This window comes from Pantoea sp. Tr-811 (assembly GCF_011752535.1).
Classification (GTDB): Bacteria; Pseudomonadota; Gammaproteobacteria; order Pseudomonadales; family Pseudomonadaceae; genus Aquipseudomonas.
This window is the reverse complement of the sequence record NZ_VWXJ01000004.1, coordinates 77,894-101,297: the sequence shown is the minus strand read 5'-3', so window position 1 is coordinate 101,297 and position 23,404 is coordinate 77,894. Positions and strand designations below refer to the sequence as shown.

General features: G+C 64.9%; 20 protein-coding genes. 11 read left to right on the top strand and 9 right to left on the bottom strand.

Translation table 11 applies throughout. The features are described 5' to 3' along the window. Nucleotides 1-37: 37 nt before the first annotated feature. The 4 genes from F3J44_RS07530 to F3J44_RS07515 form a co-directional block, all read right to left on the bottom strand. Nucleotides 38-994: a FecR family protein gene (locus tag F3J44_RS07530; protein WP_167066372.1), complete on the bottom strand. Its 957-nt coding sequence runs from the start codon at nucleotides 992-994 to the stop codon at nucleotides 38-40. Further along, the gene (locus tag F3J44_RS07525; RefSeq protein ID WP_167066375.1) at nucleotides 991-1,509 is read right to left on the bottom strand and encodes an RNA polymerase sigma factor; all 519 of its coding nucleotides are present in this window, start codon (nucleotides 1,507-1,509) and stop codon (nucleotides 991-993) included. The genes F3J44_RS07530 and F3J44_RS07525 overlap by 4 nt, the downstream gene beginning before the upstream one ends. 221 nt (nucleotides 1,510-1,730) lie before the next feature. Then, on the bottom strand, nucleotides 1,731-2,441 hold the full coding sequence (locus F3J44_RS07520) for a PolC-type DNA polymerase III (RefSeq protein ID WP_167066378.1): 711 nt from the start codon (nucleotides 2,439-2,441) through the stop codon (nucleotides 1,731-1,733). Beyond that, the gene (locus F3J44_RS07515) at nucleotides 2,438-4,375 is read right to left on the bottom strand and encodes a DUF294 nucleotidyltransferase-like domain-containing protein (RefSeq protein ID WP_167271492.1); all 1,938 of its coding nucleotides are present in this window, start codon (nucleotides 4,373-4,375) and stop codon (nucleotides 2,438-2,440) included. Before F3J44_RS07515 ends, F3J44_RS07520 begins: the two co-directional genes overlap by 4 nt. A gap of 211 nt (nucleotides 4,376-4,586) precedes the next feature. Between F3J44_RS07515 and F3J44_RS07510 the strand changes: the two genes are divergently transcribed. Then, nucleotides 4,587-5,030, top strand: coding sequence for a response regulator (locus tag F3J44_RS07510; RefSeq protein WP_205299753.1), 444 nt, complete (start codon nucleotides 4,587-4,589; stop codon nucleotides 5,028-5,030). 80 nt (nucleotides 5,031-5,110) lie between these two features. On the opposite strand, the gene F3J44_RS07505 is transcribed toward F3J44_RS07510, so the two are convergent. Further along, a complete protein-coding gene (locus F3J44_RS07505) occupies nucleotides 5,111-7,288 on the bottom strand; it encodes a malate synthase G (RefSeq protein WP_167271488.1) in 2,178 nt (725 codons plus the stop codon). Between the two features lie 452 nt (nucleotides 7,289-7,740). Here F3J44_RS07505 and F3J44_RS07500 point away from each other — a divergent pair, with 452 nt between their 5' ends. After that, complete coding sequence (locus F3J44_RS07500; RefSeq protein WP_167066403.1) at nucleotides 7,741-8,259, top strand: ACT domain-containing protein; 519 nt, start codon at nucleotides 7,741-7,743, stop codon at nucleotides 8,257-8,259. 218 nt (nucleotides 8,260-8,477) lie between these two features. Here F3J44_RS07500 and rarD read toward each other — a convergent pair whose 3' ends face one another. From rarD to F3J44_RS07480, 4 genes are all read right to left on the bottom strand, one after another. Next, complete coding sequence (gene rarD, locus F3J44_RS07495) at nucleotides 8,478-9,365, bottom strand: EamA family transporter RarD (RefSeq protein WP_167066406.1); 888 nt, start codon at nucleotides 9,363-9,365, stop codon at nucleotides 8,478-8,480. 55 nt (nucleotides 9,366-9,420) lie between these two features. Further along, nucleotides 9,421-10,395 (bottom strand): serine/threonine protein kinase, encoded by a 975-nt coding sequence (locus F3J44_RS07490; protein ID WP_167066409.1) that lies wholly within the window; start codon nucleotides 10,393-10,395, stop codon nucleotides 9,421-9,423. Between the two features lie 126 nt (nucleotides 10,396-10,521). Next, complete coding sequence (locus F3J44_RS07485; protein ID WP_167271486.1) at nucleotides 10,522-11,286, bottom strand: TOBE domain-containing protein; 765 nt, start codon at nucleotides 11,284-11,286, stop codon at nucleotides 10,522-10,524. Between the two features lie 26 nt (nucleotides 11,287-11,312). Further along, complete coding sequence (locus F3J44_RS07480) at nucleotides 11,313-12,050, bottom strand: ComF family protein (protein ID WP_167271484.1); 738 nt, start codon at nucleotides 12,048-12,050, stop codon at nucleotides 11,313-11,315. A gap of 89 nt (nucleotides 12,051-12,139) precedes the next feature. On the opposite strand from F3J44_RS07480, the gene bioB reads away from it, so the two are divergent. From bioB to F3J44_RS07435, 9 genes are all read left to right on the top strand, one after another. Continuing rightward, nucleotides 12,140-13,198, top strand: coding sequence for a biotin synthase BioB (gene bioB / locus F3J44_RS07475; protein ID WP_167271482.1), 1,059 nt, complete (start codon nucleotides 12,140-12,142; stop codon nucleotides 13,196-13,198). Continuing rightward, on the top strand, nucleotides 13,198-14,370 hold the full coding sequence (gene bioF / locus F3J44_RS07470) for an 8-amino-7-oxononanoate synthase (RefSeq protein WP_167271480.1): 1,173 nt from the start codon (nucleotides 13,198-13,200) through the stop codon (nucleotides 14,368-14,370). Before bioB ends, bioF begins: the two co-directional genes overlap by 1 nt. Further along, nucleotides 14,363-15,094, top strand: coding sequence for an alpha/beta fold hydrolase (locus tag F3J44_RS07465; RefSeq protein ID WP_167066424.1), 732 nt, complete (start codon nucleotides 14,363-14,365; stop codon nucleotides 15,092-15,094). The genes bioF and F3J44_RS07465 overlap by 8 nt, the downstream gene beginning before the upstream one ends. Then, entirely contained in the window at nucleotides 15,087-15,905 is an 819-nt protein-coding gene (bioC, locus tag F3J44_RS07460) for a malonyl-ACP O-methyltransferase BioC (protein WP_167271478.1), read from the top strand. The genes F3J44_RS07465 and bioC overlap by 8 nt, the downstream gene beginning before the upstream one ends. Nucleotides 15,906-15,915: 10 nt before the next feature. After that, nucleotides 15,916-16,596 carry a dethiobiotin synthase gene (gene bioD, locus F3J44_RS07455; protein ID WP_167066430.1) on the top strand — a complete coding sequence of 227 codons (681 nt, stop codon included), beginning with the start codon at nucleotides 15,916-15,918 and terminating at the stop codon, nucleotides 16,594-16,596. 167 nt (nucleotides 16,597-16,763) lie between these two features. Continuing rightward, the gene (locus F3J44_RS07450; RefSeq protein ID WP_167066433.1) at nucleotides 16,764-17,060 is read left to right on the top strand and encodes a pyrroloquinoline quinone biosynthesis protein PqqE; all 297 of its coding nucleotides are present in this window, start codon (nucleotides 16,764-16,766) and stop codon (nucleotides 17,058-17,060) included. Nucleotides 17,061-17,358: 298 nt separating this feature from the next. Further along, nucleotides 17,359-19,164 (top strand): phenylacyl-CoA dehydrogenase, encoded by a 1,806-nt coding sequence (locus F3J44_RS07445; protein ID WP_167066438.1) that lies wholly within the window; start codon nucleotides 17,359-17,361, stop codon nucleotides 19,162-19,164. Nucleotides 19,165-19,727: 563 nt separating this feature from the next. Next, nucleotides 19,728-21,806, top strand: a complete 2,079-nt coding sequence (locus F3J44_RS07440) for a cytochrome-c peroxidase (RefSeq protein ID WP_167271476.1) — start codon at nucleotides 19,728-19,730, stop codon at nucleotides 21,804-21,806. A gap of 431 nt (nucleotides 21,807-22,237) precedes the next feature. Then, nucleotides 22,238-23,389: a diguanylate cyclase gene (locus tag F3J44_RS07435; RefSeq protein WP_205299752.1), complete on the top strand. Its 1,152-nt coding sequence runs from the start codon at nucleotides 22,238-22,240 to the stop codon at nucleotides 23,387-23,389. Nucleotides 23,390-23,404 lie beyond the last annotated feature (15 nt).

Sequence of the window (23,404 nt, the reverse complement as noted above, 5' to 3'; positions counted from 1 at the left end):
AAGAGCGGGCTTGCCCCGCGAAGAGGCCGGTACAGGTTTACTTGGAAACGACAGTCACCCACCAAGGCGTACGCTGCTCGACCTTCACCGGCAGCGCCGGCACCAGCGAGGCCAGCGCCAGGTCGGTGTCGGTCAGCGGGAAGCTGCCGGTTACACGCAGGTCGGCAACTTCCTTGGCGACGCCCAGGTGGCCGCTGCGGTACTGCCCCAACTGCGCCAGCAGGTCAGCCAGGCGCACGTTGTCGACCACCAGCATGCCGCGGGTCCAGGCATCGGCGCCGGCCTGCACCGGGCTTACCCGGCCCAGGCCATCGGCGGTCATCAGCACTTGCTGGCCTTCGTGCAGCACCTGTTCGTCGCCACTGTTGTGCGCCATGGCGGCTACCGACGACTGCAACACCTCCAGGCGCGTGCCGGCCTGTTCGCGGCGCACCAGGAAGCGCGTGCCCAGCGGGCGCAGGCGGCCGTCGTCGGTGCGCACCAGCAGCGGGCGTGGGTCGTTGTGGCCGGTTTCCACGGAAATCTCGCCCTGGTGCAGCACCAGCACGCGCTGGTCGCCGTTGTAGTCGATGTCTACGGCGGTGTGGGTATTGAGGCTGAGCAGGGTGCCGTCTTCCAGGCGCAGGGTGCGCAGCTCGCCGGTGGCGGTACGCTGGTCGGCCAGCCAATAGCTGGGCGCCAGCGACGGGGCGCCGACCCAGGCCAGCAGCGCGCCGAGCACGAACATGCCGGCCAGCCCGCTGCCGGCCTTGCCGATGCGCCGGCGCAAGCTGACGCGCGATTGCAGCAAGGCCTGGCGTGCCGGCCCTGCGGCGGCGCTGACGCGCTGGTCGAGTGCACCGAGCTGGCGCCAGGCGCGGGCGTGTTCTTCGCTGGCGGCATGCCAGCGCATGAAGGCGCTGCGTTCACCCGGTGTGCCGCTGCTTTCATCGAGGCTCATCTTCCAGGCAATGGCAGCTTCCAGCACCTGGGCCGAGACGGGCGCGTTGTTCACGTCGGCTCCCCGTACAGCGCCACGTAGCACTGGCGCATGCCCTGGGCGATGTACTGGCGCACGCGGGAAACCGAGACGCCCAGGCGCTCGGCGATTTCGGCGTGGCCCAGGCCGTCCAGGCGGTTGTGCAGGAAGGCGGCGCGGGCTTTGCTCGACAGCTTGCCGAGCAGGCGGTCGATGGCCTTGAGGTCTTCGAGGATCAGGTGCTGAAGCTCCGGTGAGGGGTGTTCGGCTTCCGGCAGCACGGCCAGTTCCGCCAGGTAGGCCTGTTCCAGCGCCGAGCGACGGAAGTGGTCGAACATCAGGCCTTTGGCTACCGCGGCTAGGAAGGCGCGGGGTTCACGCGGGGTGTCGAGCTGCTCGCGGCCGAGCAGGCGCACGAAGGTGTCCTGGCTCAGGTCTTCGGCGCGTTGGCGGCAGGCCATGCTGCGCTGCAGCCAGGCGAGCAACCAGCTGCGGTGGTCGCGGTAGAGCGAACCGACCAGATCGGCATGTGGGCTGTTGGCAGAAGGCATGCAGCGTCCCCCCGGAACGAATGCATTAACTAACGATAATTATTCGCGATTGTTGCAGAGCCGAGGGGGTGGGTGCAATGGACGCTTATCGGATTGCCATCATGGAAAAGGCTGATGGCCCTTTCGCGGGGCAAGCCCGCTCCTACAGCGGTCCCATCAATCCAAAGGTTTGTGCGGTCCCTGTAGGAGCGGGCTTGCCCCGCGAAGAGCCCCACGCCGATCTAAAGCCCGTGATTGTGCACCTTGCGCCGTCGCCATCCACCCAGCCGTTGTTCCAGCTGCAACGGGCTGTCGAGCTGCTGGCGGCGGGCCTGGCTGAACAGGATCAACGCCAGTTCCGCCGTCACCTGGGCGTCGGCACTGGCGTGGTGACGCTCCTGCACCTGCAGGCCAAAGCGCGCCACCCAGTCATCCAGCCCGGCCTCGCGCAGCACGGTGTCGGGGTTGAGCATCGGCGCCAGTTCGGCGACGTCGAGAAACGCCAGTTGCAGGCGCTGGCCCAGGCTTTCCTTCAGGGCACGGGCCAGCATGCGCTGGTCGAACGGTGCATGGAAGGCCAGCACCGGGCTGTCACCGATGAACTCCAGCAGGTCCAGCAGTGCCTCGGCCGGGTCGCAACCAGCCGCCAGGGCGCTTGGCCCCAGGCCGTGGATCAGCACGCTGGCGTTGGTTTTCTGCGCCGGCCGGCACAGGGTGCGCTCGAACTGCTGGGCAAAGTCGATGGCACCGTCCTCGATGGCCACCGCGCCGACCGACAGCACTTGGTCGCGGTTGGGGTTCAGGCCGCTGGTTTCCAGGTCGAGTACCACCCAGCGCTGCTCGCGCAGCGAACACACCCCCAGCGGCCTGGCCTTGGGCAGGCGTGCCAGGCGCTGGCGCTGGCCAGCGTCCAGCTCGGGGGCCGCAGGGCGCAGCCAGGCGAACAGGCTCATAGCTGGTACCGCAGGGCCAGGCTGCTTTGCAGGCGCTGGGCCTGGCGCAGGGACTCGCGCAGGATGCGCCGGTCCAGGTGGTTGAGGCTGTCGGGGTCGAGGCGGTTGGAGTACGGCAGGTTGTCGCGGCTCTGGCGCTGGTGTTGCTGCATGCGGGTTTGCTGGATGAAGTGGTAGGCCTCTTCGTAGGCGGCGCCATCCAGGGCCTCGATCACCCCCTTGGCGACCAGCTGGCGCAGGCGCTCCTGGGTGTTGCAGGCGCCAATGCCATGGGCCAGGGCGAGCAGCCGGGCGCCATCGACGAAGGGCGTCAGGCCCTGCACCTTGAGGTCCAGGGTGGCGGCCTTGTCGTTGCCCTGGCGTGTCAGCACGAACTCGCGCAGGCGGCCCACCGGTGGCTTCTGGCGCAGGGCGTTGTCGGCCAGCATGCGCTGGAAAATCCGGTTGTCGGCCACCTGCTCCAGCAGTTGCGCGCGCAGTTGCTCGCCGCCGCGCTCGTCACCCCAGACCACCCGCAGGTCGAAGTAGATGCTCGACGCCAGCAGGTTTTCCGGGCTGGCTTCACGCACGAACCCGGCAAAGCGCCGCGACCACTCGCTGCGCGACAGGCACAGCTCGGGGTTGCTGGCCATGACGTTGCCCTTGCACAGGGTGAAGCCACACTGGGCAAGGCCCTGGTTGATGGCCTGGGCCAGGGGCAGCAGGCGCGCGCGAATGGCTTCGGCCTCGGCGCTGCTGCTGGCCTCGAACAGGATGCCGTTGTCCTGGTCGGTGTGCAGGGTCTGCTCGCGGCGCCCTTCGCTGCCGAAGCACAACCAGCTGAACGGCACGCCAGGGTCGCCGCGCTCGGCGATGGCCAGCTCGATCACCCGGCACACGGTGTGGTCGTTGAGCAGGGTGATGATCTGGGTGATCTGTGTGGACGACGCGCCGTGGGCGAGCATGCGCTCGACCAGCTGGCCGATCTCGCCGCGCAGTTGCACCAGCGACTCCAGGCGCGGTGCATGGCGGATGGTGCGTGCCAGGTGCACCAGGTCGACCCGCTGCAGGGAAAACAGGTCGCGCTCGGACACCACGCCGCACAGGCGGCGGTTTTCCACCAGGCACACATGGGCGATATGCCGCTCGGTCATGGCCATGGCGGCGTCGAACGCGCTGGCCTGGGGGCTGAGGTAGAACGGCTGCAGGGTCATGTGGCGCTCGGTGGGCGCGCCCAGGTCGGTGTCGGCGCTGGCCACCACCTGGCGCAGGTCGCGCAGGGTGAAGATGCCCACCGGGTAGCGCTGCGGGTCGACTACGACAATGCTGCCCACCTGCTGCTCGTGCATCAGCCGCACGGCCTCGCGCAGGGGGGTATCCGCCGCGCAGACCACCGGGTGGCGCATGGCCAACTCGCCCAGCGGGGTGTTCAGCGAATACTGGCTGCCCAGGGTTTCCACGGCGCGCTGGCGCACCTGCTGGTTGACCTGGTCGAGCAGGCTGCTGACGCCGCGCAGGGCAAAGTCGCGGAACACTTCCGACAGGGAGAACACGCGGATGAACGCCGCCTTGTTCAGTTGCAGGCAGAAGGTGTCTTCGCCGGCCAGGTGCTCGGTGCGCGTGGCGCGTTCGCCCAGTAGCGCCGCCAGCGGGAAGCACTCGCCACTGGTGATTTCGAAGGTGGTTTCCACGCCGGGCTTGACCAGGTGCTGGCGCTCGCCCACCACCCGGCCCTGCTTGACGATGTAGAAGTGTTCAACCGGCCCGTCGGCGGGCTTGATGATGCTTTCGCCGCTGGCATAGAAGCGCAGCTGGCATTGCTCCACAAGGTAGGCCAGGTGGCTGTGTTCCATCTGGTTGAACGGCGCAAAGCGTTGCAGGAGCTGCAAGGTGCCCTGGATGTTCTGCAGCACTGCCGTTCTGCCCGCCTGGCTGTAGGCGTCCTTTTTGCTCATGACACTGACCGTATCGCTACGCCGAACTATATATATCTATATATAGGTGCGGCCTTGTTGTTCTCGGTCCCCATGGTCGGCTGGCGGCGCCATGGTGCCCATTGGACGTAAGTCTAGGAGCGGCGCTGTCAAAGACCCGACGAAAGGCGAACAGGGTTACACGGCTTTTGCGGTCCTACCCGATGAGCGAGATATTTTTGACGAGATGACCATGGCTGAGCATGACCAAATCCTGAGTGACGCAGAACGTGAAGCCTTGGCCGTGGTGAGTGCACCCGTGGCGCCGAGCCCGGTGGTGCTGGTTGTCGATGACAATCCGGTCAACAGCGAGGCGCTGAAGCTGTACCTGAAAAGCCGGGGCATCGAATGCATGACGGCGGATGGGGCGCAGGAGGCGATGCTCAAGTTGCATTACGAACCGCGTATCGCCTTGATGATTACCGACCTGCGCATGCAGCCCAGCGATGGCCTGGAACTGATCCGGCGGATTCGTGAGACGGAGCGGGCGGCGTTGTCGATCATCGTGGTGTCGGGCGACACCGATGTGAAGGAGGCGGTGGACGTGATGCACCTGGGGGTGGTGGATTTTCTGCTCAAGCCAGTGGATTTGGGGAAACTGCTGGAGCTGGTGAAGAAGGAATTGAAGATCGAGTAATGGCAATCGCGAGCTGTGCTCGCTCCTACGGGTAGGAGCGAGCACAGCTCGCGATTGGGACGCAAAGCGGCCCCGTGCGATTACAGCCCGTTACGCGCCTTGAACTCGCGACGACGGCGGTGCAGCACCGGCTCGGTGTAGCCGTTCGGTTGCTTGGCGCCTTCGATCACCAGCTCGATGGCCGCCTGGAACGCGACGTTGTCGTCGAAGTTCGGCGCCATCGGGCGGTACAGGGCATCGCCGGCGTTCTGCTTGTCCACCACCGCGGCCATGCGATTGAGGCTTTCCAGCACCTGCTCCTGGCTGACCACGCCGTGGCGCAGCCAGTTGGCCAGCAGCTGGGCGGAGATGCGCAGGGTGGCGCGGTCTTCCATCAGGCCGACATCGTTGATGTCTGGCACTTTCGAGCAACCCACGCCCTGGTCGATCCAGCGCACCACGTAGCCGAGGATGCCCTGGGCGTTGTTGTCCAGCTCGTTGCGGATCTCTTCAGCCGACCAGTTGGTGTTGGCCGCCAGCGGGATGGTCAGGATGTCATCGACCGATGCCGGGGTGCGCGATGCCAGCTCGCGCTGGCGGGCCTGCACATCGACCTTGTGGTAGTGCAGGGCGTGCAGGGTGGCGGCAGTTGGCGACGGCACCCAGGCGGTGTTGGCACCGGCCAGTGGGTGGGCGATTTTCTGCTCAAGCATGGCGGCCATCAGGTCCGGCATGGCCCACATGCCCTTGCCGATCTGCGCGCGGCCTTGCAGGCCGGTGGCCAGGCCCACGTCGACGTTGTTGTTCTCGTAGGCGCCGATCCATTTCTCGTTCTTCATGGCGCCCTTGCGCACCACGGCGCCGGCTTCCATCGAGGTGTGGATTTCGTCACCGGTGCGGTCGAGGAAGCCGGTGTTGATGAACACCACGCGCTCGGCAGCAGCCTTGATGCACGACTTCAGGTTCACCGTGGTGCGGCGCTCCTCGTCCATGATGCCCACCTTGACGGTGTTGCGCGGCATGCCCAGCAGGTCTTCGATGCGGCTGAAGATTTCGGCGGCGAATGCCACTTCTTCAGGGCCGTGCATCTTCGGCTTGACGATGTACACGCTGCCGCTACGGGTGTTCTTGCGGGTGGTGTTGCCGTTGAGGTTGTGCAGGGCGATCAGGTTGGTGAACAGGCCGTCCTGGATGCCTTCGGGAATTTCATTGCCCTGGCCATCGAGGATCGCCGGGTTGGTCATCAGGTGGCCAACGTTGCGCACGAACAGCAGCGAACGGCCGTGCAGGGTAACGCTGCCACCGTTGGGGGCGGCGTACTCGCGGTCCGGGTTCATGGTGCGGGTGAAGGTCTTGCCGCCTTTGCTCACGCTTTCGGCCAGGTCGCCTTTCATCAGGCCCAGCCAGTTGCGGTAGACGATTACCTTGTCGTCGGCGTCGACGGCGGCCACCGAGTCTTCGCAGTCCATGATGGTGGTCAGCGCCGATTCCATCAGGATGTCTTTCACGCCAGCGGCGTCGGTGCTGCCCACTGGGGTGCTGGCGTCGACCTGGATTTCGAAGTGCAGGCCGTTGTGCTTGAGCAGCACGGCGGTCGGCGCCTTGGCATCGCCATGGAAGCCGATCAGCTGGGCATCGTCACGCAGGCCGCTGTTGCTGCCACCCTTGAGGGTGACCACCAGCTTGCCGGCTTCGATGCGGTAGCCGGTGGAGTCGACGTGGGAGCCGGCAGCCAGTGGCGCGGCTTCGTCGAGGAAGGCGCGGGCAAAGGCGATGACTTTGTCGCCACGCACCTTGTTGTAGCCCTGGCCTTTTTCGGCGCCGCCTTCATCGCTGATGGCATCGGTGCCATAGAGCGCGTCGTACAGCGAGCCCCAACGGGCGTTGGCGGCGTTCAGGGCGAAGCGGGCGTTCATCACCGGCACCACCAGCTGCGGGCCGGCCATGTGGGCGATTTCTTCGTCCACGTTCTGGGTGGTGGCCTGGAAATCGTCGGCTTGTGGCAGCAGGTAGCCGATTTCCTGAAGGAATGTCTTGTAGGCGGCGGCGTCGTGGGCCTGGCCTTTGCGCGCCTGGTGCCAGGCGTCGATCTTGGCTTGCAGCTCGTCGCGCTTGGCGAGCAGGGCTTTGTTCTTGGGAGCGAGGTCGTTAATGATCTCTGCCGCCCCGGCCCAGAACTTCTCGGCTTCGATGCCGGTTCCAGGAATGGCTTCGTTGTTGACGAAGTCGTACAGGGCCTTGGCGACCTGAAGGCCACCGACTTGAACGTATCCAGTCATTGCTTGCCTCACCTCTGCTCAGCTATTTCGCTCTTCTGTATTAAGCCTGTAGCGCTTCTCTAAACACGTACCAGTGCATGCCAACGGACTAGACCCGAGGGCGGCTGGGTGCAGCCTGCCAGGCAATCTGGCAGACAGTGTGCGTATTTTCACAGGCGCCTTGGCAGACATCCAAACGACGTTTTGTAGTCCGCGCCACGGGATACTACATGATGCAGTAGGCGAGGCAACATCAGACTAAAAGCGCCGTTATGCGACCGGCTGGTCGCGTATGGTCACGCTGGGAGTGCGTATGTTCGCAAAAAACCAGTGGATTGTTCCAGATAAATCTTGAAACAGTACACGATTGTTTGTGCGGGTTGCCCTGCGGCAGGTTGCCGCGCCTTGCCTATACTGAACCGATCCCCCGTATTTTCGCCGCCCCGGGCGGCCCGACGCAGAGGAAAGGCCCTGTGGATCATCTTGTACTGACCGTGATCGCCCCGGACAAGGCCGGCCAGGTGGAGCGCATTGCCCAGTGCATCGCCGACCACAACGGTAACTGGTTGGAGAGCCGCATGTCGCGCATGGCCGGGCAGTTCGCCGGGATTCTGCGGGTGGCGGTGCCTGCGGAAAACTACGACGAACTGGTGAAGTCGCTGCAGGCACTGGGCAAGCATGACATACGGGTGCTGATCGCCCAGAGCGGGATCGAGCCGTCCTGTACCTGGAAGCCAATTGCCATGGAGCTGGTGGGCAATGACCGGCCGGGCATCGTGCGCGACATCACCCGGCTGCTGGCAGAGCAGGGGGTGAACCTGGAGCGCTTCACCACCGGCGTGCGCCCGGCGCCGATGAGCAGCGAGCCGCTGTTCTATGCCGATGCCTTGCTGGCGCTGCCGTTGACGCTGTCGCTGGATGACCTGCAGCAGAAGCTGGAGAGCCTGGCGGATGATTTGATGGTGGAGTTGACGCTGCGGGCGGAGGATTGAGCTGGGAATGCCGGGGCCGCTTCGCGCCCCATTCGCGGCACAAGGCCGCTCCTACAAGAGAATGCGAACTTCTGTAGGAGCGGCCTTGTGCCGCGAATGGGGCGCGAAGCGGCCCCAGGGTTATCCCGTTTTACCGGGGAAGGCCCTGTGGATAACCTTTGGAGACAATGCTACAGGCCACAACCCTCGTGGCCTGTAGATCTTTGATCATTTATCGATCAAGCGCGCTTGCGCAAATTCAGCCAGGCATCGACGCTGTAAACCGCCAGCCCCGCCCAGATGAACACGAACGCCATCAGGCTGCTCGGCGACATGTGCTCATCGAACAGCAGCACCGCCTGCAGCAGCACCAGGGTAGGCGCCAGGTACTGCAGGAAGCCCAGGGTGGTGTAGGGCAGGTGGCGCGCCGCAGCGTTGAAGCACACCAGCGGCACCAGGGTGACCGGGCCCGCTGCCATCAACCACAGCGCTTCGCTGCTGGTGTAGAAATCAGCCTGGGCGCTCATCGCCGTCGGGTGCAGCAGCAGCCAGCCGGCTGCCAGTGGCACCAGCATCCAGGTTTCCACCACCAGGCCGGGCAAGGCGGCCACCGGTGCCTTCTTGCGAATCAGGCCATAGAAGCCAAAGGTCAGTGCCAGCACCAGCGACACCCAGGGCAGGCTGCCCACTTGCCACACCTGCTGCGCCACGCCCACCGCCGCCATCATCACGGCCAGCCATTGCAGGCGGCGCAGGCGCTCGCCGAGCAGCAGCATGCCCAACAGCACGTTGACCAGCGGGTTGATGTAGTAGCCCAGGCTGGCTTCGAGCATGCGGCCGTTGTTCACTGCCCAGACATAGGTCAGCCAGTTGCCGGCAATCAAGGTACCGCTCAGGGCCAGGATGGCCAGGCGCTTGGGGTTTTCACGCAGTTCGCGCCACCAGCCGGGGTGCTTCCACACCAGCAACAGCAACGAGCCGAACAGGGCCGACCAGAGCACCCGGTGGACGATGATCTCCACCGCCGGAACGCTCTGGATGGCTTTGAAGTAAATCGGGAACAGGCCCCAGATGATGTAGGCACCAAGGCCCAGGAGGTACCCGCGGCGCGGGTTTGCAGCTTGCATGGAGAGTCCTTGCTGAACAAAGCGACGCCTATTGTAGACAGAGGCGCGCCTGCATCTAGAACAATTTCAGCGGCGCTTCATCCAGTGCGGCCATTTGCTCGCGCAGGGCGAGCACCTGGTCCCCCCAGTAGCGTGGCTGGCCAAACCACGGGAAGCTCGGCGGGAACGCCGGGTCATCCCAGCGCCGTGCCAGCCAGGCGCTGTAGTGCAGCTGGCGCAGGGCGCGCAGGGGTTCGATCAGGGCCAGCTCGCGCGGGTCGAAGTCGTGGAACTCGTTGTAGCCGTCGATCAGCTCGGCCAGTTGGCCCAGACGCTCCTCGCGGCTGCCGGCCAGCATCATCCACAGGTCCTGCACGGCCGGGCCCATGCGGCAGTCGTCGAGGTCGACCACGTGGTACACCTCGTCGCGGTGCATGAGGTTGCCGGGGTGCAAGTCGCCGTGCAGGCGGATCACCTGGTGCGGGGTGCGGGCGTAGGCGTCCTCGACCCGCTTGAGCAGGTCGCGGGCCACGGATTCGTAGGCAGGCAGCAACTCCTTGGGCACGAAGTTGCCTTCGAGCAGGGTGTTGAGCGAGGCATGGCCGAAGTTGTCCACAGCCAGCGCCTCGCGGTGGGCGAACGGGCGTGCGGCGCCGACGGCGTGCAGGCGGCCGAGCAGTTGGCCCAGGCGGTAGAGCTGGTCGAGGTTGCCGGGCTCTGGCGCGTGGCCACCGCGGCGGGGGAACAGGGTGAAGCGAAAGCCCTGGTGTTCGAACAGGCTCTGGCCTTCATGCTGCAGCGGGGCCACCACCGGGACTTCGCAATCGGCGAGTTCGGCGGTGAACTGGTGTTCTTCGAGGATCGCCTCGGTGCTCCAGCGGCCTGGGCGGTAGAACTTGGCGATCAGGGGTTGCGCGCCTTCGATGCCGACCTGGTAGACACGGTTTTCGTAGCTGTTCAGCGCCAGGACCCGCGCGTCGCTGAGAAAGCCGAGGCTTTCCACGGCGTCCAGGACCAGGTCGGGGGTGAGGGTGTCGAAGGGGTGGGACATGGGGGCTCCGGGGGTGGGCGGCATGTCGGCATGGTAACCCATTCCATGGTCTGGCCTGGGGGTTGCCTGTGCCGGCCCTTTCGCGGGGCAAGCCCGCTCCTACATCAGCGAAAGGGCCGACACTGGCTAAACCGGCACCCCGAGCAACACATAGGACGGATGAAACTGCACCCGCACTCTGCGCCCTTCACCTACCGACTGCCCAGCCAACCACTCGGCATCGGCAAACGCACACAATGTTTGCCCATTGCCCAGCGCCAGCCGCACCTCGCTGTCGCCCTGGGTATCGGGCAGCACCTGCTCGACCGTCGCGTTCAGCACATTGCTGCCAGCCTCGGCCTGTTCATCATCACCCAGCAACCGTACCCAGCCAGCCTTGAGCAGCGCCATTACCGTGGTACCCAGGGTCAGCTCCAGGCGCGCCGTGCTGTCGTGGGTAATCAGCGCCTCGATCTCCAGCCCGCCGCCCAGGGCCAGGCTTACCCGGTCATGCCGGCCTTCGCGGCGTAGCCCGCTGACCTGCCCCTGCAACTGGTTGCGGGCGCTGGTGCGCAGCATCAGGCGGCCCAGCAGGTCGAGGTCGCTGGACTCTTCAGCCGCTTCCAGAATCTGTGCCTGCAGGGCCTGCACCTTCTGGTACAGGCGCAGCACCCGCTCGCCCTCCGCCGACAGCCGGGCACCGCCGCCGCCCCGGCCCCCGGTGCTGCGCTCGACCAAGGGCTGGCTGGCCAGGTTGTTGAGTTCGTCGATGGCATCCCAGGCGGCCTTGTAGCTGATGCCGGCGGCCTTGGCCGCGCGGGTGATCGAGCCTTGTTCGGCAATGTGCTGCAGCAAGGCGATGCGCTGTGGGCGGCGGGCAATGTGTTGGGTAAGGACGGTGGGCAGGGACATGTGGGCGCCTAGGGGTAGGGGACCTGTCAAGCTTGCCCCGGTTTTGCCGTGCGTGCCAGGCAATACACATCCACCCGGCTTGCGCCCGCTTGGCGCAGCACCTGGGCGATGGCCTGGGCGGTGGCGCCAGTGGTTACCACGTCATCCACCACGGCCACATGACGGCCCTCGCAGGCGCCCTGGTCGGCCACGCTAAAGGCCTGGCGCAGGTTGCGCCTGCGGGCCCTGGCATCGAGCGTTTGCTGGGCCGGGGTGTCCCGGGTGCGCAGCAACACACTTTCCTGGCAGGCGATGCCCAGCTCCTTGGCCAACCAGTGGGCGAGCATGCCGGCCTGGTTGAAGCCGCGTTCACGCAACCTGCGCCTGGCCAATGGCACCGGCAGCAGCAAGGTGGGGCGGGCAAGGCCCTGGGCATAACGGTGGCGCAAGTTCAGGCTGAGCATTTGCGCCAGCAGGCGGCCCAGGGGCCATTGGCGGTTGTGCTTGAAGCGGCTGACCAGGGTGTCCAGCGGGAAGCCGTAGTGCCAGGGCGCCACGACCTGCTCGAAGGCCGGCGGGCGGCGGCTGCAATGGGCGCAGGTCAGGCCGGCCATGGGCAGCGGCAGGGCGCAGCGCAGGCAATATTCGTCCAGCCACGGCAGCGCCTGTTCGCAGGCGGCGCAGATAGGGTGGGGCTGTTCGGCGAGTTCGTCGCAGAGTAAACAGGTGTGGTTAATATTCGTACACTTGTAAACCAGAGCTTTTAACCAAGGTTGACAGTTCATAGGCCTTCCATGACTATGCGAGCTATCCGTGATGCGCTGGCAGGCACTTGTGCCTCGGCGCCAGCTACAGCCTAAACAAGGAAACGCCGATGAGCGCCAGCACAACTGCAACAACACGTCACGACTGGTCCCTGCCTGAGGTCAAGGCACTGTTCCAGCAACCGTTCAACGACTTGCTGTTCCAGGCGCAATCCGTGCACCGCGCGCATTTCGACCCGAACCGCGTCCAGGTGTCGACGTTGCTGTCGATCAAGACCGGCGCCTGCCCGGAAGATTGCAAGTACTGCCCACAGTCCGGCCACTACAACACCGGGCTGGAAAAGCAAAAGCTGATGGAAGTGCAGAAGGTGCTGGAGGAAGCCGCCCGGGCCAAGGCCATCGGCTCCACGCGCTTCTGCATGGGCGCGGCCTGGAAGCACCCGTCGGCCAAGGACATGCCCTACGTGCTGGAGATGGTCAAAGGGGTCAAGGCCATGGGCCTGGAAACCTGCATGACCCTCGGCAAGCTCGACCAGGAGCAGACCGTGGCCCTGGCCCAGGCCGGCCTTGACTACTACAACCACAACCTCGACACCTCGCCTGAGTTCTACGGCAGCATCATCACCACCCGCACCTACAGCGAGCGCCTGCAAACCCTGGCCTACGTGCGCGACGCCGGGATGAAGATCTGCTCTGGCGGCATCCTGGGCATGGGCGAGTCGCTGGACGACCGCGCAGGCCTGCTGATCCAGCTGGCCAACCTGCCCGAGCACCCGGAGTCGGTGCCGATCAACATGCTGGTGAAAGTGGCCGGTACGCCCCTGGCCGATGAAGAAGATGTCGACCCGTTCGATTTCATCCGCATGCTGGCGGTTGCCCGCATCCTGATGCCCAAGTCGCACGTGCGCCTGTCCGCCGGCCGTGAGCAGATGAACGAACAGATGCAAGCCCTGGCCTTCATGGCCGGCGCCAACTCGATCTTCTATGGCGAGAAGCTGCTGACCACCGCCAACCCGCAGGCCGACAAGGACATGCAGCTGTTCGCCCGCCTCGGCATCAAGCCCGAAGCCCGTGAAGAGCACGCCGATGAAGTGCACCAGGCGGCCATCGAGCAGGCCCTGGTGGAACAACGCAGCAGCGAGCTGTTCTACGACGCCGCGACGGCCTGATGGCCTTCGACCTCGCGGCGCGCCTGGCCGAACGGCGCGCCGCAGACCTGTATCGGCAGCGGCCAATGCTGGAAAGCCCGCAAGGGCCGCAAGTGGTGGTCGATGGCCAGCACCTGCTGGCCTTCTGCAGCAATGACTACCTGGGCCTTGCCAACCACCCCGACGTGATTGCCGCCTGGCAGGCCGGTGCCGAGCGCTGGGGTGTCGGCGGTGGCGCCTCGCACCTGGTGCTTGGCCACAGCACCCCGCACCACCAGGTGGAGGAGGCGCTGGCCGAACTCACCGGCCGCCCGCGCGCGCTGCTGTTTTCCACCGGCTACATGGCCAACCTTGGGGCCATCACCGCGTTGCTGGGGCAGGGCGATACCGTTCTGCAAGACCGCCTGAACCATGCCTCGCTGCTCGATGGCGGGTTGCTCAGTGGCGCCCGCTTCAGCCGTTACCTGCACAACGGCCCGGCAAGCCTGGCCAGCCGCCTGGAGAAAGCCACCGGCAACACCCTGGTGGTCACCGATGGTGTGTTCAGCATGGACGGCGACCTTGCCGATTTGCCGGCGCTGGCCGCTGCCAGCCGCGCCCGCGGCGCCTGGCTGATGGTCGATGACGCCCATGGCCTGGGCACTTTGGGCGCCCAGGGTGGCGGTATCGTCGAGCACTTCGGCCTGGGCGTGGACGATGTGCCGGTGCTGATCGGCACCTTGGGCAAGGCGTGCGGCACGGCCGGTGCCTTCGTGGCTGGCAGCGAGGAATTGATCGAGGCGCTGGTACAGTTCGCCCGGCCTTACATCTACACCACCAGCCAGCCCCCGGCCTTGGCCTGCGCCACGCTCAAGAGCCTGGAGTTGCTGCGCCGGGAAACCTGGCGCCGTGAGCACCTGGCCGCGCTGATTCGCCAGTTCCGCGAGGGCGCTGCGCAGATCGGCCTGCAGCTGATGGACAGCCCCACGCCGATCCAGCCGATCGTGATCGGCGACAGTGCCCAGGCCTTGAAACTGTCCCGCCTGTTGCGCGAGCGCGGCCTGCTGGTAACCGCCATTCGTCCGCCCACCGTGCCAGCGGGCAGTGCACGCCTGCGGGTAACCCTGAGCGCCGCCCACAGCGCGGCGCAGGTGCAGCTATTGTTGAATGCATTGGCCGAGTGTTATCCACAGCTGGAGGCCGCCGATGCGTAACCGAATGATCCTTCTGCCCGGCTGGGGCCTGGGCACCGCCGCCCTGGAGCCGCTGGCCGCCAGCCTGCGCGCTCAGGATGCGCGCCTGCACGTTGAGCTGATGCCCCTGCCGGAACTGGCCGACACCGATGTGCAGGCCTGGGTCGACTACCTGGACCGCAAGCTGCCCACCGACACCTGGCTGGGTGGTTGGTCGTTGGGCGGCATGCTGGCCAGTGAGCTGGCGCGCAAGCGCGGCGACCACTGTTGCGGCTTGCTGACCTTGGGCAGCAACCCCAGTTTCGTGGCGCGCGCCGACTGGCCGCATGGCATGGCCGACGACACCTTTGGCACCTTCCTCGACGGTTGCCGCAGCCACACCTCGGTCACCCTCAAGCGCTTTCGCAGCTTGTGCAGCGACGGCGCCCTGCAGCCGCGCACGCTGTTGCGCCAGCTGGGCGTTGGCGTGCCGGACACCGACCCGCTGTACCTGGCAAACGGCCTGGAGGTGCTGGCCCAGCTCGATACCCGTGAAGCGCTGCAGGCCTATGCTGGCCCGCAACTGCACCTGTTCGCCGGCAGCGACGCGCTGGTGCCGGCCGAGGCGGCCAAGGCGCTGAGCGAGTTGCTGCCGGACGTCGAGGTTGGCCTGGTCGAAGACAGTTCCCACGCCTTCTTGCTGGAATACCCACAAGAGCTGGCGGCGGGCATCAAGAGTTTCCTGCATGAGAGTGGCGATGACTGACCTTTCCCGTCCAACCCTGCCCGGCGCCTTGCCAGACAAGCGCCAGGTGGCCGCTTCGTTTTCCCGCGCCGCAGCCAGCTACGACAGCGTGGCGGCCCTGCAGCGGGCGGTGGGCATAAGCCTGCTGGAGCAGTTGCCGGAGGGCCTGGCGCCATCGCGCTGGCTCGACCTTGGCAGCGGCACCGGGCATTTCAGCCGGGTGCTGGCCGAGCGTTTCGCCCCGGCCAGCGGCGTGGCGGTGGACATCGCCGAGGGCATGCTGCGCCATGCCCGCAACGAGCAGGGCGGCGCCCGCTACCATGTGGCGGGCGATGCCGAACGGCTGCCGCTGCGCGATGGCAGTGTCGACCTGGTGTTCAGCAGCCTGGCCGTGCAGTGGTGCAGCCAGTTCGCCAGCGTGCTTGAGCAAGCGCTGCGAGTGCTTCGCCCAGGCGGGGTGCTGGCCTTCAGCAGCCTGTGCGTGGGCACCCTGGATGAACTGCGTGCCAGTTGGCAGGCCGTTGACGGCATGGTGCATGTAAACCGCTTCCGCCGTTTCGAGGACTACCAGGGCCTGTGTGCCGCCAGTGGCTTCGAAACGCTCGGCCTGCAACGCCTGGCCCATGTGCTGCACTACCCGGACGTGCGCAGCCTGACCCATGAACTCAAGGCCCTCGGTGCCCACAACCTGAACCCGGGGCGCCCTGCGGGCCTGACCGGGCGGGCCCGGATGCAGGGGCTTTTGCAGGCGTATGAAGCGTTCCGCCAGCCCCAGGGGCTGCCGGCCACCTATCAGGTGGTCTATGGTGTGTTGCGCAAGCCACAGGCATGAGAGGAGCGACATGAGCCAGGCCTATTTCATCGCCGGGACCGACACCGATGTCGGCAAGACCACCATCGCCGCCGGGTTGCTGCATGCGGCGCGCCTGCAGGGGCTGAGTACGTTGGGGGCAAAGCCGGTTGCCTCGGGCTGCAGCATGACCCCCAAGGGCCTGCGCAACAGCGATGCGCAGGCGCTGATCGATGAGAGTTCGATCAAGCTGCCCTATGCGGAGGTGAACCCGTTTGCCTTCGAGCCTGCGATCGCCCCGCATGTGGCGGCGCGCGAGGCGGGCGTTACGCTGGACGTGCCGGTGTTGCTCAAGGCCATGCGCCATGTGCTGGCCCAGGAAGCGGACTTCACCCTGGTGGAAGGTGCGGGGGGCTGGCGAGTGCCGCTGTCTGCCCATGCCAACCTGTCGGACCTGGCCATTGCCTTGCGGCTGCCGGTGATCCTGGTGGTGGGCGTGCGCCTGGGGTGCATCAACCATGCCTTGCTCAGCGCCGAAGCCATCGACCGGGACGGCCTGCAATTGGCGGGGTGGGTGGCGAACATCATCGAGCCGAAGACCGCTCGGCTGGAAGAGAACCTGGCCAGCCTGGCGGAGCGCCTGCCGGCGCCATGCCTGGGGCGGGTGCCCAAGCTCAAGCTGGCCACGGCCGATGCGGTGGCCGAGCATCTGCAACTGGACCTGCTGGATTGACCGCCTCTTCGCGCCTGTAGGCGCGGGCTTGCCTTGCGAAAAGGCCGGCCCAGGAATACCCATGGCCTATCAGCTAGCACCGAGCCATTAGGGATTTAAACGGGCCTTTTCGCCCCTGGGCTGCTTTAATTGGGCCAGTTCCTATCCAGCGTCATTGGAGTTCTGACATGGAAATCACCGGCAGCACCGCGTACTACGCGGGCCTCAACGCCATCTACAACGGCCAGAACCGTGTCGATCAGGCCGCCGGCCAGATCGCCAACGCTTCGGTCGAGCGCGCCGCCACCAGCCAGTCCAGCGACTTTCAGGCCGAGCGCCTGCGCGCAGTGGACCGCAGCCAGCAGATGGACATGGCCACCAGCACCGTGCAACTGGCGTTGGGCAAGACCGAAGTCGAAGCCGGCGCCAAGGTCGCCAAGGCGTCCGACGAAATGCTCGGGCGGTTCATCGACACCTACGCCTGATTCCAGCCTGCACGCAGCCCCCTGTAGGAGCGGGTTTACCCGCGAATGCGTCCGCCCAGACATCTCTGTTGTCTGGGCGGGCCCTTTCGCGGGTAAACCCGCTCCTACAGTCGTTTGTGGGTGCCCAAAATGTCGAATGGCACAAACGCCATCTTTCGCGGCGAAAATGGCACCATAGTCCCTCCTTGACATCGGGCGGTCCTAAACGTAAGTTTCAAACAACTGTTTGACCGAAAGCCACCAAGAGCTGGTCGGTATCAGCGGTCCCCCACCGAACTCATCACAGAGGTTCATCGCAATGCCTGATTACAAAGCCCCCTTGCGTGATATTCGTTTCGTGCGCGATGAGCTGCTCGGCTACGAGGCGCACTATCAGAGCCTGCCGGGTTGCCAGGACGCAACGCCCGACATGGTCGACGCGATCCTTGAAGAAGGCGCGAAATTCTGTGAGCAGGTGCTGTCCCCGCTGAACCGCGTCGGTGACCTGGAAGGCTGCACCTGGAGCGAGTCGGGGGTGAAGACCCCAACCGGCTTCAAGGCGGCGTACCAGCAGTTCGTCGAAGGTGGCTGGCCGAGCCTGGCCCATGACGTCGAGCACGGCGGCCAGGGCCTGCCGGAGTCGCTGGGCCTGGCCCTGAGCGAAATGGTCGGTGGTTCGAACTGGTCGTGGGGCATGTACCCAGGCCTGTCCCATGGCGCGATGAACACCATTTCCGCCCACGGCACTGCCGAACAACAGCACACCTACCTGACCAAGCTGGTGTCTGGTGAGTGGACCGGCACCATGTGCCTGACCGAGCCCCACTGCGGCACCGACCTGGGCATGCTGCGTACCAAGGCCGAGCCACAGGCCGATGGCAGCTACAAGGTGTCTGGCACCAAGATCTTCATCTCGGCCGGTGAGCACGACATGGCCGACAACATCGTCCATATCGTCCTGGCCCGCCTGCCGGATGCACCGGCCGGCACCAAAGGTATCTCGTTGTTCATCGTGCCGAAATTCCTGCCCAACGCCGAAGGCGGCGTAGGCGAGCGCAATGGCGTGACCTGCGGTTCGATCGAACACAAGATGGGCATTCACGGCAACGCCACCTGCGTGATGAACTTCGACGGCGCCACCGGCTACCTGATCGGCCCGGCCAACAAAGGCCTGAACTGCATGTTCACCTTCATGAACACCGCTCGCCTGGGGACCGCGCTGCAAGGCCTGGCCCATGCCGAAGTGGCGTTCCAGGGTGGCCTGAAATACGCCCGCGACCGCCTGCAAATGCGCTCGCTGACCGGCCCGAAAGCACCGGACAAGGCGGCTGACCCGATCATCGTCCACCCAGACGTGCGCCGCATGCTGCTGACCATGAAGGCGTTCGCCGAAGGCAACCGCGCCATGGTCTACTTCACCGCCAAGCAGGTCGACATCGTCAAGTACAGCCAGGACGAAGAAGAGCGCAAGAAGGCCGATGCCTTGCTGGCGTTCCTGACCCCGATCGCCAAGGCGTTCATGACCGAAGTCGGTTTCGAGGCCGCCAACCACGGCGTGCAGATTTACGGTGGCCATGGCTTCATCGCCGAGTGGGGCATGGAGCAGAACGTGCGCGACAGCCGTATCTCGATGCTGTACGAAGGCACCACTGGCATCCAGGCCCTCGACCTGCTGGGCCGCAAGGTGCTGATGACCCAGGGCGAAGCACTCAAGGGCTTCACCAAGATCGTGCACAAGTTCTGCCAGGCGCAGGAGGGTGTCGATGCGCTCAAGGAATTCGTCGAGCCGCTGGCCGCCATCAACAAGGAATGGGGCGAACTGACCATGAAAGTGGGCATGGCCGCCATGAAGGACCGCGAGGAAGTGGGCGCTGCTTCGGTGGATTACCTGATGTACTCCGGTTATGCCTGCCTGGCCTACTTCTGGGCCGACATCGCCCGCCTGGCCGCCGAGAAACTGGCCGCCGGCACCAGCGAGGAAGCTTTCTACAACGCCAAGTTGCAAACGGCGCGCTTCTACTTCCAGCGCATTCTGCCGCGCACCCGTACCCATGTGGCTACCATGCTGTCGGGCGCAAACAACCTGATGGACATGAAAGAAGAAGACTTCTCCCTGGGTTATTGATACCGAGTAAGAAGTTTGACAAAGCGCCGCTCCCCAGTGAGCGGCGTTTTTGTACGCGCGCAAAAACACAACTTCACCGGTAGGAGCGAGCAAAGCTCGCGATGCACTTTCAGCCAAATAAAACTTCTATCAGCAAACACCCTGCCAGCTTTCAGCCTCCCTAAAGCAATGCTTTCGGGCCATAAAACCCACTAATGGGCCCACCTCGCCACCAACACTGAGGAATTCCCCAGTTCAGTATTTATCGGTATGCCTCCCTAAATAAACCGGTATAAAAAAATCCCCTTCCTCTACTGTTGAAATGCTTTGTTACAGCTATGGTGGCATTAAGCGCACCCAACTGCGCGATCAATCAGTTTGAAAACCTGAGCCAAGAGATTGCTTTGCCAGTGAGGGCTTGCCGTGCCCGCGCAACTTCAACTAGAAGTGCATGGCCATGTGAACTGCAGGATCAACATCTCGTAACAGGGCAACTACGGAGCCTGGCTACTCCGTACTGAATCGGGAAGTCCATCATGGTTACGTATTGGAGTGCTTTGCGAATACCCCGCCTGGCCTGTGCGATGGCCGTGGCCCTCTGCGCCGCCGGGTTGCCGTTCACCGGTGCCCGGGCCGCAGACCCGGCCGGCACTGAACCGGTGGTGCCGGAGGTGCCCACACTGAATTCGCTGCGCGGCATGACCCCGCCAGACCCCTCAGGCACCGAGGGTGGGCGCAAGGTCGACCTGATGTCGGACTACGTCACCAACCGCGTGGCGGCAGTGCTGCTGGGCAAGGCGCTGTTCTGGGACATGGCCATCGGCAGTGACGGCGCCACCGCCTGCGCCTCCTGCCACTACCATGCCGGTGTCGATCATCGGGTCACCAACCAGATCAACCCTGGCCAGGCCAACACCAATGCCAATGTGGCGTCGATTTTCAACAAGCCCTTCATGGCCGGCGACATCCCCGGTGACGTGCCAAGCTACGCCACCCGCTCCGGGGGCAAAGGTGGCCCGAACTACACCCTGCTCAAGGGCGACTTCCCGACCCACGTGCTGGCCAACCCCCTGGACCGCAATTCGGCGATCGTCTATTCGAGCGATGACGTCATCGGCTCCCAGGGCGTGTTCGATGCCAACTTCGTCAAACCCCACCAGTCGCGGTACGACAAGTGCACCCAACAACCGGACGGCATTTTCCAGGTGGGCGGCATCAACGTGCGCCGCGGCACCGGCCGCAACGCGCCGTCGGTGATCAACGCCGCCTTCAACGTGCGCAACTTCTGGGATGGCCGGGCCAACAACGTGTTCAACGGTTTCTCGCCGTTCGGCAATCGTGACCCGGATGCGGGGATCTTCGTGACCAACGACCGTAGCGGCGTGGCGGTGAAGGTTCGCCTGGCCCTCAGGGATGCCTCGGCGGCCTCGCAAGCGGTCGGCCCACCCGGCAGCACGGTGGAGATGTCCTGCGGCGGGCGTACCTTCGCCGACATTGGCCGGCGCATCCTCGACACCATGATGCTCAAGGGGCAGAAGATTTCACCGACCGACTCGGTACTCGGGCCTGTCTCCAGCGCCCGCCGGCCCACCTACCGCGAGCTGATCAAGAATGCCTTCCAGCCGCGCCTGTGGAACGCCACCCAGCAGGTTGCCTTGGGCGGCGAGCCCTACAGCCAGATGGAGGCGAACTTCCCGCTGTTCTTCGGCTTGGCAATTCAGATGTACGAGGCCACGCTGATCTCCGACCAGGCGCCGCTGGATGCCTACCTGCAGGGTGACCACAGCGCCATGAACGCCCAGCAGGTGCAAGGCATGGAACTGTTCCTGGGCAAGGGCAAGTGCATCGCCTGCCATGGTGGCGCGGAGTTGACCAATGCCGGTAGCCGGCTGCTGTTCCAGCCCCGTGAACGCATCGAGCGCATGGTGATGGCCGACGGGCTGACCACCCTCTACGACAACGGCTTCTACAACACCGGCGTGCGCCCGACGTCCGAAGACTTGGCGCTGGGTGGCTCGGATGCCTGGGGCAATCCGTTGTCCTTCACCCGCCAGTACAACACCCTGCTGCAAGGGGGGAATATTCCCGACCCGCTGGATGTCGATGTCTGCACCTTCGAAGTGCCGCTGAGTGCAGCGGTTCCTTGCGACCCTTCACTCAAGCCCAGTATCGGTTTTCGCGATGCGGTCGATGGTGCCTTCAAAACGCCGACCCTGCGCAACATCGCGTTGACCGGGCCGTACTTCCACAACGGCAGCCGCTCGACGCTGCAACAGGTGATGGAGTTCTACAACCGCGGCGGTGACCGGCGTGGCGAGGATGCCAGCAACACCAGCGGCTTCGACCCCCCGGCCGTCAATCAGCACAACAGTTCGAACCTGGACCCGGACATGACGGCGTTGAACCTCACCAGCGATGAAGTGGATGCGTTGGTGAAATTCATGGAGATCAGCCTGACCGACCCGCGTGTCGCCTGGGAACGGGCGCCGTTCGATCACCCGTCACTGATGCTGCCGCAGGGGCAGAAGGGCGATGAAAATGCCGTGGCGCAGAAAGCCGGCTCGCGCCAGGCACTGGATGCCACGTTCCAGCTCAATGCCGTGGGTGCCGAAGGCCGCTCCGCCCAGCAAGGGCCGCTGCAGCCGTTCAACAACGACCTGTAGCAAGCATCACCGCGCTGTCGCGCCGCGATCTCCCTGTAGGAGCGAGCGCAGCTCGCGATGGGCTGCAAAGCAGCCCCGGCGTTATCAGCCGCGAAGCTGAAACCCTGGGGCCGCTGCGCGTCCCATCGCGAGCTTTGCTCGCTCCTACGGGGTTCTGAACTGCTCCCTTGGGCGTAAGAAAAGCTCAAGCCCTGCCCCCCAGCTGCCGTTAACCCTCCCGTGTATTCATCTATTCACGTGTGCTGCCGATGCAGTGAAGGCACAATGCTACTATTGATCTGCCGGGTCGGAGATTACCCTTGTTTCGTTTAAACGCTGTACGCACGAGCCACTTCCTGCCCTCGCTGTTACTGTTGCTGGCAGGGCTTGCGGCGGCTTATGTAAGAGACCTCAGTGTCTTTTTCACATCCCTGTTCAATGTCCTGCCCACCTTGGTACTGCTGCTGGGCGGGGCCTACTGCGCCGTGTACCGTCGCCAGCGCGAGCTGTTCCTGATGGTGACGGTGTACATCGCCTACTTCCTGCTGGACACCCAGACCGACTACTACCGTGACAACGGCCGTGTGCGCGAGGACGCGGCGGTGATCTTCCACCTCGTTTGCCTGCTGCTGCCCACGCTGTATGGCCTGTTCGGCGCCTGGCAGGAGCGAACTCACCTGGCCCAGGACCTGCTGGCGCGCTTTGCCGTGCTGTTCGCCGTCGGCAGCGTGGCCGTGGCCCTGGAGCAGAGCTTTCCCCAGGCGCTGCTGAGCTGGCTGGCGGAAATCCGCTGGCCGGCGCTGCATGGCCAGTGGATGAGCCTGATCCAGATGGTGTACCCGGTGTTCCTGCTGGTGCTGATCCTGCTGGTGGTGCAGTACCTGCGCGAGCCGCGGCCCTTGCATGCCGCCCAGCTGATCGGCCTGATCGGCATTTTCTGGATGCTGCCCAAGACCTTCATCCTGCCCTTCACGCTGAACATCATGTGCAGCCAGGTGATGCTGATGATCGCAGCGGCAGTTTCCCACGAGGCCTACCAGATGGCCTTTCGCGATGAGCTTACCGGCCTGCCGGGGCGCCGTGCGCTCAACGAGCGCATGCAGCGCCTGGGGCGCAACTACGTGATCGCCATGACCGACGTCGACCACTTCAAGAAATTCAACGATACCCACGGCCACGACGTCGGTGACCAGGTACTGCGGCTGGTGGCCAGCCGCTTGTCCAAGGTGACCGGCGGCGGGCGGGCCTACCGCTACGGCGGCGAGGAGTTCGCCCTGGTGTTCGCCGGCAAGACGGCCGAAGAGTGCGTGCCCCACGTGGAGGCCGTGCGCGAGATGATCGCCAACTACACCATGCACCTGCGTGACCAGAACAATCGCCCCCAAGACGATACGGCCGGGCGCCAGCGCCGCACTGGCAGCGCTTCGGCCACCGTTTCGGTGACCATCAGCATTGGCGTGGCCGAGCGCCAGGTCGACCACCGCAACCCCGAGGAAGTGCTCAAGTCTGCCGACCAGGCGCTTTACAGCGCCAAAGGCGCCGGGCGCAATTGCGTCATGGTCTATGGTCAACAATCACGACGCGGGGCGGTGCGGATGGCGTGACCATACTAGACCATA

What these genes read in the sequence shown, in the direction of transcription:
- F3J44_RS07440 (WP_167271476.1), top strand. Translation starts at nt 19,728, where the DNA reads ATGGCCGTGGCCCTCTGCGCCGCCGGGTTGCCGTTCACCGGTGCCCGG.
- bioC (WP_167271478.1), top strand. Translation starts at nt 15,087, where the DNA reads ATGACTGACCTTTCCCGTCCAACCCTGCCCGGCGCCTTGCCAGACAAG.
- F3J44_RS07525 (WP_167066375.1), bottom strand. Translation starts at nt 1,509, where the DNA reads ATGCCTTCTGCCAACAGCCCACATGCCGATCTGGTCGGTTCGCTCTAC.
- F3J44_RS07515 (WP_167271492.1), bottom strand. Translation starts at nt 4,375, where the DNA reads ATGAGCAAAAAGGACGCCTACAGCCAGGCGGGCAGAACGGCAGTGCTG.
- bioD (WP_167066430.1), top strand. Translation starts at nt 15,916, where the DNA reads ATGAGCCAGGCCTATTTCATCGCCGGGACCGACACCGATGTCGGCAAG.
- bioF (WP_167271480.1), top strand. Translation starts at nt 13,198, where the DNA reads ATGGCCTTCGACCTCGCGGCGCGCCTGGCCGAACGGCGCGCCGCAGAC.
- F3J44_RS07445 (WP_167066438.1), top strand. Translation starts at nt 17,359, where the DNA reads ATGCCTGATTACAAAGCCCCCTTGCGTGATATTCGTTTCGTGCGCGAT.
- F3J44_RS07480 (WP_167271484.1), bottom strand. Translation starts at nt 12,050, where the DNA reads ATGAACTGTCAACCTTGGTTAAAAGCTCTGGTTTACAAGTGTACGAAT.
- F3J44_RS07465 (WP_167066424.1), top strand. Translation starts at nt 14,363, where the DNA reads ATGCGTAACCGAATGATCCTTCTGCCCGGCTGGGGCCTGGGCACCGCC.
- F3J44_RS07485 (WP_167271486.1), bottom strand. Translation starts at nt 11,286, where the DNA reads ATGTCCCTGCCCACCGTCCTTACCCAACACATTGCCCGCCGCCCACAG.
- bioB (WP_167271482.1), top strand. Translation starts at nt 12,140, where the DNA reads ATGAGCGCCAGCACAACTGCAACAACACGTCACGACTGGTCCCTGCCT.
- F3J44_RS07490 (WP_167066409.1), bottom strand. Translation starts at nt 10,395, where the DNA reads ATGTCCCACCCCTTCGACACCCTCACCCCCGACCTGGTCCTGGACGCC.
- F3J44_RS07450 (WP_167066433.1), top strand. Translation starts at nt 16,764, where the DNA reads ATGGAAATCACCGGCAGCACCGCGTACTACGCGGGCCTCAACGCCATC.
- F3J44_RS07505 (WP_167271488.1), bottom strand. Translation starts at nt 7,288, where the DNA reads ATGACTGGATACGTTCAAGTCGGTGGCCTTCAGGTCGCCAAGGCCCTG.
- F3J44_RS07520 (WP_167066378.1), bottom strand. Translation starts at nt 2,441, where the DNA reads ATGAGCCTGTTCGCCTGGCTGCGCCCTGCGGCCCCCGAGCTGGACGCT.
- F3J44_RS07510 (WP_205299753.1), top strand. Translation starts at nt 4,587, where the DNA reads ATGGCTGAGCATGACCAAATCCTGAGTGACGCAGAACGTGAAGCCTTG.
- rarD (WP_167066406.1), bottom strand. Translation starts at nt 9,365, where the DNA reads ATGCAAGCTGCAAACCCGCGCCGCGGGTACCTCCTGGGCCTTGGTGCC.